The 6,305-nt window shown below is 60.7% G+C and carries 13 protein-coding genes; 9 read left to right on the forward strand and 4 right to left on the reverse strand.

The genetic code is table 11. The features are described from left to right. Window positions 1–82: 82 nt before the first annotated feature. The 3 genes from DBY63_RS10350 to DBY63_RS10360 all read right to left on the reverse strand — a co-directional run bounded on the left by DBY63_RS10350 (window position 83) and on the right by DBY63_RS10360 (window position 2,076). Window positions 83–886, reverse strand: a complete 804-nt coding sequence (locus DBY63_RS10350) for an ATP-binding protein (protein WP_108581864.1) — start codon at window positions 884–886, stop codon at window positions 83–85. After that, window positions 867–1,667, reverse strand: a complete 801-nt coding sequence (locus tag DBY63_RS25220; RefSeq protein WP_256594377.1) for a hypothetical protein — start codon at window positions 1,665–1,667, stop codon at window positions 867–869. The genes DBY63_RS10350 and DBY63_RS25220 overlap by 20 nt, the downstream gene beginning before the upstream one ends. 184 nt (window positions 1,668–1,851) lie before the next feature. Further along, window positions 1,852–2,076: a helix-turn-helix transcriptional regulator gene (locus DBY63_RS10360; protein ID WP_108581865.1), complete on the reverse strand. Its 225-nt coding sequence runs from the start codon at window positions 2,074–2,076 to the stop codon at window positions 1,852–1,854. A 106-nt stretch (window positions 2,077–2,182) separates the two neighbouring features. Between DBY63_RS10360 and DBY63_RS24865 the strand changes: the two genes are divergently transcribed. The 6 genes from DBY63_RS24865 to DBY63_RS24735 all read left to right on the forward strand — a co-directional run bounded on the left by DBY63_RS24865 (window position 2,183) and on the right by DBY63_RS24735 (window position 4,921). Further along, window positions 2,183–2,866 carry an XRE family transcriptional regulator gene (locus tag DBY63_RS24865; RefSeq protein ID WP_256594380.1) on the forward strand — a complete coding sequence of 228 codons (684 nt, stop codon included), beginning with the start codon at window positions 2,183–2,185 and terminating at the stop codon, window positions 2,864–2,866. Between the two features lie 25 nt (window positions 2,867–2,891). After that, window positions 2,892–3,170: an outer membrane protein assembly factor BamE gene (gene bamE / locus DBY63_RS10370; RefSeq protein WP_177411442.1), complete on the forward strand. Its 279-nt coding sequence runs from the start codon at window positions 2,892–2,894 to the stop codon at window positions 3,168–3,170. Window positions 3,171–3,449: 279 nt separating this feature from the next. Beyond that, complete coding sequence (locus tag DBY63_RS10375) at window positions 3,450–3,647, forward strand: carbon storage regulator (RefSeq protein WP_108581867.1); 198 nt, start codon at window positions 3,450–3,452, stop codon at window positions 3,645–3,647. Window positions 3,648–3,981: 334 nt separating this feature from the next. Beyond that, entirely contained in the window at window positions 3,982–4,248 is a 267-nt protein-coding gene (locus DBY63_RS10380; RefSeq protein ID WP_108581868.1) for a hypothetical protein, read from the forward strand. Window positions 4,249–4,263: 15 nt separating this feature from the next. Then, window positions 4,264–4,542 carry a hypothetical protein gene (locus DBY63_RS10385; protein WP_108581869.1) on the forward strand — a complete coding sequence of 93 codons (279 nt, stop codon included), beginning with the start codon at window positions 4,264–4,266 and terminating at the stop codon, window positions 4,540–4,542. Window positions 4,543–4,651: 109 nt separating this feature from the next. After that, entirely contained in the window at window positions 4,652–4,921 is a 270-nt protein-coding gene (locus DBY63_RS24735; RefSeq protein WP_139346982.1) for a hypothetical protein, read from the forward strand. Between the two features lie 48 nt (window positions 4,922–4,969). On the opposite strand, the gene DBY63_RS10390 is transcribed toward DBY63_RS24735, so the two are convergent. Beyond that, window positions 4,970–5,185, reverse strand: a complete 216-nt coding sequence (locus DBY63_RS10390) for a hypothetical protein (protein ID WP_256594378.1) — start codon at window positions 5,183–5,185, stop codon at window positions 4,970–4,972. Window positions 5,186–5,615: 430 nt separating this feature from the next. On the opposite strand from DBY63_RS10390, the gene DBY63_RS10395 reads away from it, so the two are divergent. From DBY63_RS10395 to DBY63_RS10405, 3 genes are all read left to right on the forward strand, one after another. Further along, the gene (locus DBY63_RS10395; protein WP_108581870.1) at window positions 5,616–5,795 is read left to right on the forward strand and encodes a hypothetical protein; all 180 of its coding nucleotides are present in this window, start codon (window positions 5,616–5,618) and stop codon (window positions 5,793–5,795) included. 61 nt (window positions 5,796–5,856) lie between these two features. Beyond that, the gene (locus DBY63_RS10400; RefSeq protein WP_108581871.1) at window positions 5,857–6,081 is read left to right on the forward strand and encodes a hypothetical protein; all 225 of its coding nucleotides are present in this window, start codon (window positions 5,857–5,859) and stop codon (window positions 6,079–6,081) included. After that, window positions 6,078–6,299, forward strand: coding sequence for a hypothetical protein (locus tag DBY63_RS10405; RefSeq protein WP_108581872.1), 222 nt, complete (start codon window positions 6,078–6,080; stop codon window positions 6,297–6,299). The genes DBY63_RS10400 and DBY63_RS10405 overlap by 4 nt, the downstream gene beginning before the upstream one ends. Window positions 6,300–6,305: the final 6 nt, after the last annotated feature.

Below are 6,305 nucleotides of genomic sequence, written 5' to 3' on the forward strand. Positions count from 1 at the left end.
GTCAGGGCCTCGTCGCAGTTGATTTGGGCGCCGACCATTGCGAAGGGCGGGCGCCCTTGGAGCAGAACGAACCAGCAGGCCCTCATGCGGCACCTCGCCGGGCGCTTTCCCACTCGAACAGCAGGACAAACCCGCCACCCTCGCGCAGGCGGTCAGCCGTGCGGTCGCCGACGCTCGCTTCGAACTTGGCGGCGGATAGGTTCGAGACCAGGACGGTCGGCTTCATCTCCTCGTAGCGCTTGTTCACCACCTCGAAGATGCTCATGCGCTCGAAATCGTTGTCTCGGCTGGCGCCTACCTCGTCGATCACCAGCAGGTCGGCCTGGGCGAACAGCTCGATGGCCTGGACCTCGGTGTAGCTGGCGTCGCTGCCGAAGCTGCCCTTGATGTGCTGGCAGATACGGCTGACGGTGGTGTAGATCGCCGTAGCGCCGTGGTCACGGATGACGTGCTGGGCGACTGCCGCGGCCAGGTGGGTCTTGCCGGTGCCTGTCTTACCCAGCAGGAGCATGCAGCGTCCGTCCTGGGCGTTCTCGGCGAACTGCTCGGCGTAGCGGCGGCAGGAGGCCAGGGCCTTCTTCTGCTCGGGGAAGTCGGCGCGGTAGGACTCGAAAGTCTTTCCGGTGAAACGCGGCGGGATCATTGCGCTGCCCAGGCGGCGCTCCAGCTTGGCCACAGCGCCCTGGCGGCGTTGGGCAGCCCACTCCTCCGCCTCGCGCTTCTCGCGGGCCTCCTCGGCACAGGCCGGGCAGCCGGAGCGGCGCTCATCGCGGAAGACCTGGGCCTCGTAGGCGCCATGGCGATCGCAGGTAGCTTGTTCCTGGCCGACGATGCCTGCCAGGCGCTGGGTGCGTTCGAGGATCGAGTTAAAACCGGTAGGTGCCATCGCCGTTGGCCTCCAAATCGCGGGAATAGTCTTGGTCGTTCAGGCCTACGTGGCGGCTGGGCAGCTGGCGGACGTTGCCGCCCGGGGCCTTCTGGTTGCGGATCCAGTTGCGCCAGGTAGCGAGCCAATCGAGCTTACAGGCGTCCTTGCCGGCCTTGGCGTGCCAGAAGTCGGCGAAGGTGGCGCCGATGGCACGGACCTGCTGCTCGGTGAATTCGGGGCGTTCGGTGAGAGCCCAGGCGGCCCAGTCGTCAGGGAGCGACCAGTCCTTCGGCAGGCGGCTTGCCCGGGTCTTGGCCTGATCGACCTCCGGATTGGCTTCGGCCTGGTGTTGCGGCGCTGCGGCGCCAGCTCTTGGCTCTTGCTCTTTCTCTCTCTTCTCTACATCTTCTCTGGGTAACGCATCACTAACGCTGCGAGCGTTACCTTTACCGTTAGCGGCCTTGTGGTTGGCAACACGCTTGGCCGTGAGAAGCCTGTTCTTGGCGGTTTTCCCGTTGTGGCGCTCGAAGTTGGGGATGCTGATGACGCCGTCGGCCTCTACCATCCAGCCGACCTTGCGCATCAAATCGCAGAAGCCATTAACGCCCACCAGGCGATCCAGTAACCGCTTGCTAACGCTCGGAGCGTTACCTTCGGAGGTCTGCTGATCGAACCAACCCCAGACGCGGAGCAGCTTGCCCACCACCGCGTCGGAATCGATGTTGGCTTCATCAGCGATCTGGCACACCTCCGGCTTGTCCAGGGTGGTCAGCTCGAACTTGATCCAGTCACCGGCCATGGCGCTCTGCCTTGCCGCTTGAATCTGCAGCGAAACGACTCATAATGGTCACCTGTTTATCGTTACTTCGAAGCCCGGCTGCCACCGGGCTTTTTCTTGCCTGCGATTCGCGTACTGGACGGAATCACAGCTATCCCGCGTGACTGCTGGCGCAAGGCCATGACGCGGATAATGGGTTCCATGGTCAGGCGGCCTCTTGAGCCCGGGCCTTGAGTGGAAACACCTTGTCCAAGGTGCACTTGGCGCCCAGCGCGTTGAGCGCCTTCACAATCAACCGAGCGTCGTCGAGCTTCAGCGGACGAGCACCCGACTCATAGTTGGCCAACCTGGATTGCTTCCAGTTGAGCTTCCGGTACAGCGCCGCCTGGGTGATGCCCGCGGCCTCCCTGAACTCAGCGATGCGGTTCATCGACGGACTCCTGTGATAGGTATGCCCAGGATAATCACATATCGTGTTTGATACAATCACAATAAGTGAGCGGAAACCATTTCACTCCGTGATTAACATCGCGCCCATGAAGACGCTCGGATCGCGCATTGCGCACTATAGGAATGAGGCGAAGATGTCCCAGGCGAAGCTGGCTCAGGCCTGCGGGTGGGCATCTCAGTCGAGGGTGGCCAATTACGAAAAGGACACCCGTGAACCAACCCTGGAAGACATCTCGCTGATGGCCAAGGTGCTGCGCATTGATGCTGCCCAGCTCCTATCGGACGGCACGAGCTACGCTCGCCCTGTGGTCGCTGAGCAGTCACCGGCTATCGTTGATGAACGCTTTCTCGTAATCCCGCAGTTCGATATCCAGGCCTCAATGGGCCCAGGTATCGTAGTGCCCGACCACTTGGAGATCGTCCAGCAACTGGTGATCGATCGCGAGTGGGTGCGCCAGCAGCGCCTAAATCACACCGGCGTGCCCAATCTGGCAGTGATCACCGGATTCGGTGACAGCATGGAGCCCACCTTCTGTGATGGGGATCCGCTGATGGTCGATCGCGGCGTCGACGGCATGAGCAAGGATGGGGTGTATGTCTTCAGCTTCGACAACATGGCCCACATCAAGCGCCTGCAGCACATTGGTCCTGGCCGGGTCCGGGTCATCTCGGACAACCGGGCCAAATACGACCACTGGGAAGCCAACCTGGCAGACATTAGCATCCACGCACGTGTGCTGATCGGACTGAACGTCAGGAAGATGGAATAGCACCCTACCGGCACAGGAGGTGCCCATGCGACTGAAAGCGTTACTCATCACCCTTGTTCTGCTCGCCGGCTGCGCAGGGACCAACTTCTCCTATGACCAGGCGCGGAAGGTGCAAGTCGGCATGAGCGAGCGTGAGGTAGTCTCGATCATGGGGAAACCGTACAGCGTCATCAGCCGGCCTGACGGCCAGGTTTGGGTTTGGAGCTATGCCAACGGCATGAGCGGTCGCAGCCGAGCTGTATCCTTCATTTTGAAGGATGGTGCCGTAGTAAAAACCCCGAGCATCCCCGAAAGCTTCAAGTGATCGCTTAGCCTGTTGCCACATTGCCGGCGCAGAAGGTGCAGTTGGCCAGAAAGAGCGTGGCCTACGTTGGTGGTGTCCTGTTTGCTGGGGTTGCAGGGACGGTGGCGATCGTCGCCCTCTCCTTCTTCTTTTTCGATTTGTGGTAGCCATGGCCCAGGGAGGGGCGATGCCAAAAGACCTTTACGAACTGCATGATCTGATAGCGCTGCCAGGGTGTACCGCGGTCCTGAGCTGGATCATTTTCGCCGTTTTCTACTGATAAAAGCACAGGAGGTGCATATGCCTTACCTAGTTGTTGGTCGTCGGCTCGACGAGAAGATTGTGCTGCGCCTGGCGCCTGGTGCGGACGAACAGGCTTTGATCGGGCATTTGCGCACCGATGGAATCGAGATCGTCATGGCCAGCGAAGGCAATGTCCGGATCGGCGTGAGGGCTCCTGAAGAGATCCAGATTCTGCACGCTGAGCTACTCAAGTAAGGCCCAGGAGCTACGACATCGGGGTTTGGCCATGGCAGATTTCGACACTAGTAGCCTCGGCTGCCTAGCCGGGGCCCTCTCAGTCGGTTCGGACATCCGCAAGGAGATCAGGAAGGGACCTACAGGCTGGAAATGGGTGCAGCGTCATCCGCGAGCAGCTTGGGCTATAGCTGCTGCTATTGATCTGGTCGTGTGGCCAATCGCCTTGGCGGTCGCGCTCGGCATCCTAGTTGCGGTGATCGGATTTACGGCAGCGATCGTCTCATCGCTTTCCGGATAAAGTCTCTCAGCAGGATGCCGATACCCCTGGTGATCACACAGCAAGGAAGCCTGTATGCGATATCTCCTGACCAGCTCGGTCACCCTCTTTCTCGCCGCCCCTGTCTTCGCGGAAGACACTGCCCTCGCCCAGGCCGCGAACGCAATTCGCCCGGCAGTCGAGGCCGCGACGAACTATACCCAGAAATCCATCCTGCAGACCTGGGCCTCCGGCAAAGGGCCGATGGCTGACGGCGCCAAGCAGGCGCTTGCTCAGGTGGAGCGTCAGGAGCGCATCGACAACCGCGGGCCCCACCGCTCGATGCAGGGGTCGGATCTCTAACCCAGTGGATAGGACATGGAAAAGCTGAAAGGCAACAAGATCATGGTGGTAGTAGGGTTGCTCGTTCTGCTAGTAGGAACACTTCCCTATGCAGGAGGGATCATGAAAGGCCTCGCGAGCGGTATGCTCCATGTCGTGCTTGGCAGATCTTCCTACACGCTTTTCAACTTTACGGTGGACGCCGACACCAACCCGATCGGGTTCGTGCTCGCCATAAGCTACTATCTCGCGTTGATAGCCTTCTTCACATGGGCCGGGATCAGCATGATCCGCTATGGCTTCGAATCGAAATGACCTGCGCTGTGGCAGAGTGCCCAGTAGACGGCTAGTCGCGTTGACTACTTAGATGACCTGCCAGCGATACTGCTCCAATTCGCTCGACGTAGTTAGAAAAGGACATCTAATGGATAAGGCACGGCACAGACGTAACCTGATCATGGCAGCGGTCTTTATTTTGATGCTGGGTGTACCTGGCGCGATCGGCACCTACAGCGACATTACATCGGGCGTGGCCTCTTACGCTCCTAGATTTAGTAATTCACGCTGGACAGCTTCTGCTAGTGAAGAATATGGCCTCTACTGCTTCTTTATTGCCATTCAAATTACACAGCTTGGTGCCGTGCTAGGCTGTGCCATTGCGCTTGTATGGGCCGCCTGGCGCGGTGAGGGCTAGAGCTCTACTCGCGTGGTCTCCCGCTCTGCAGCCGGTTCATCTCGGCCTTCACCATGTTGCGGTACTGCTGGGGCTCCATGCCGGCCAGCTCGAGGTCGGCCCAGGCGCGCCATCCCTTCCCCTTCTCCTCCTTCGCCCCGAAATCCGCGCGGCATCGCCGTAGCTGCGATCCTTGTTCGCCTTCCAGAACTCGAAGAGTTCGGCCTTGTGCTCTTCCAAGGCGCGGCGCTCACCCATGGGTAGGTCAGCGAGGTTGTAGGACATGAGGTTTCTCCTGATCTGATGCGGGCGCCATGATACGCCCTGCCTACCCTTCCCCATCACAGCCTGTCGGGTAGCCACGCCGACCAATCATGCCTAGAAAAAATAATCACAATACGTGTTGACGTTTAAATCACGATCCGTGATTATTTGATCACAGGCAGCGACAACTGCCCGGCAGCGAAAGCCGCCCTGCTCTTTCACAAACGAGACCGCCGAGCCTGCCGGCATAGCAGGCCGACGCACCGGGAGCGAAACCCGATGCGGCGCCCACCGCCCACTCCAAGGGGAGACGCTACCGACAGTAGAGGACTGGTAGCGGGGTACGTGTACCGCCAGTGATCGATGGCTGCGGTGGGATGGAAAGCATCACTTCAGCACCTGGACGACCGGGTGCTGCGGGATGTTCACCAACCCGAAGGAGCAACACCCCATGAGCGATTTCAAGATAGGCCAGCCGGTCATCCTCACCAATCCTCGCGGCCAGGAGAAGCACGGCAGCTTCGTCGGCGAGCAGAACCTGGGCCCAGGCCGCGGCGGCGGTCGCTACCTGGTGGTCGCGGTTGACGGCAAAGAGCTGCGCGCCCGCCCCACCAAGGTGAAAGCCGCATAAGGCATCACTGGCTGGCCTTCTCGCGAGGGCCAGACGGGATGCCAACCGAACAGGAGGCCACATGGCCAACGCACTGACACCGCGCCAGCTGCAGACCCTGCAGGAAGTGGAAGCCTTCCTGTCGGCCCACAACTACCCGCCCACCCGCGCCGAGCTGGCCGAGCTGATGGGCATGTCATCGCCCAACGGCGCCCAGGAGCACCTGGCAGCGCTCGAGGAAAAGGGATTTCTGAAGCTCACCCCCAACACGGCTCGAGGGATCAGGCTGCTGAGGAGCTCGTCATGAACCAGCACTACGTCGCCTGGCTGCGCGCCCAGATCGAAGCTGCCACGCCGGCCACCCTGTACCTGAACATCCTGCCGCACGTTGAAGACCTCGCCGCCATGTACCGGCGCGAGATGCAGCAGGCCTCTACCCCCGGGCTGAAGCTCTACTTCCAGCGCACGCTGGCGGGCTTCGAAGACCTCCTCAACCAGTACCAGTACCACGCCGCGGCGGCGTAAGGATTT

The organism is Pseudomonas sp. RIT411 (assembly GCF_003057735.2).
Classification (GTDB): Bacteria; Pseudomonadota; Gammaproteobacteria; order Pseudomonadales; family Pseudomonadaceae; genus Chryseomonas; species Chryseomonas oryzihabitans.

Coding starts and splice junctions, on each gene's coding strand:
- DBY63_RS24865 (WP_256594380.1), top strand. CDS start 2,183: ATGAAGACGCTCGGATCGCGCATTGCGCACTATAGGAATGAGGCGAAG.
- DBY63_RS10405 (WP_108581872.1), top strand. CDS start 6,078: ATGAACCAGCACTACGTCGCCTGGCTGCGCGCCCAGATCGAAGCTGCC.
- DBY63_RS10400 (WP_108581871.1), top strand. CDS start 5,857: ATGGCCAACGCACTGACACCGCGCCAGCTGCAGACCCTGCAGGAAGTG.
- DBY63_RS10385 (WP_108581869.1), top strand. CDS start 4,264: ATGGAAAAGCTGAAAGGCAACAAGATCATGGTGGTAGTAGGGTTGCTC.
- DBY63_RS10390 (WP_256594378.1), bottom strand. CDS start 5,185: ATGTCCTACAACCTCGCTGACCTACCCATGGGTGAGCGCCGCGCCTTG.
- DBY63_RS10350 (WP_108581864.1), bottom strand. CDS start 886: ATGGCACCTACCGGTTTTAACTCGATCCTCGAACGCACCCAGCGCCTG.
- DBY63_RS10395 (WP_108581870.1), top strand. CDS start 5,616: ATGAGCGATTTCAAGATAGGCCAGCCGGTCATCCTCACCAATCCTCGC.
- DBY63_RS10375 (WP_108581867.1), top strand. CDS start 3,450: ATGCCTTACCTAGTTGTTGGTCGTCGGCTCGACGAGAAGATTGTGCTG.
- DBY63_RS10360 (WP_108581865.1), bottom strand. CDS start 2,076: ATGAACCGCATCGCTGAGTTCAGGGAGGCCGCGGGCATCACCCAGGCG.
- DBY63_RS25220 (WP_256594377.1), bottom strand. CDS start 1,667: ATGGCCGGTGACTGGATCAAGTTCGAGCTGACCACCCTGGACAAGCCG.
- DBY63_RS10380 (WP_108581868.1), top strand. CDS start 3,982: ATGCGATATCTCCTGACCAGCTCGGTCACCCTCTTTCTCGCCGCCCCT.
- bamE (WP_177411442.1), top strand. CDS start 2,892: ATGCGACTGAAAGCGTTACTCATCACCCTTGTTCTGCTCGCCGGCTGC.
- DBY63_RS24735 (WP_139346982.1), top strand. CDS start 4,652: ATGGATAAGGCACGGCACAGACGTAACCTGATCATGGCAGCGGTCTTT.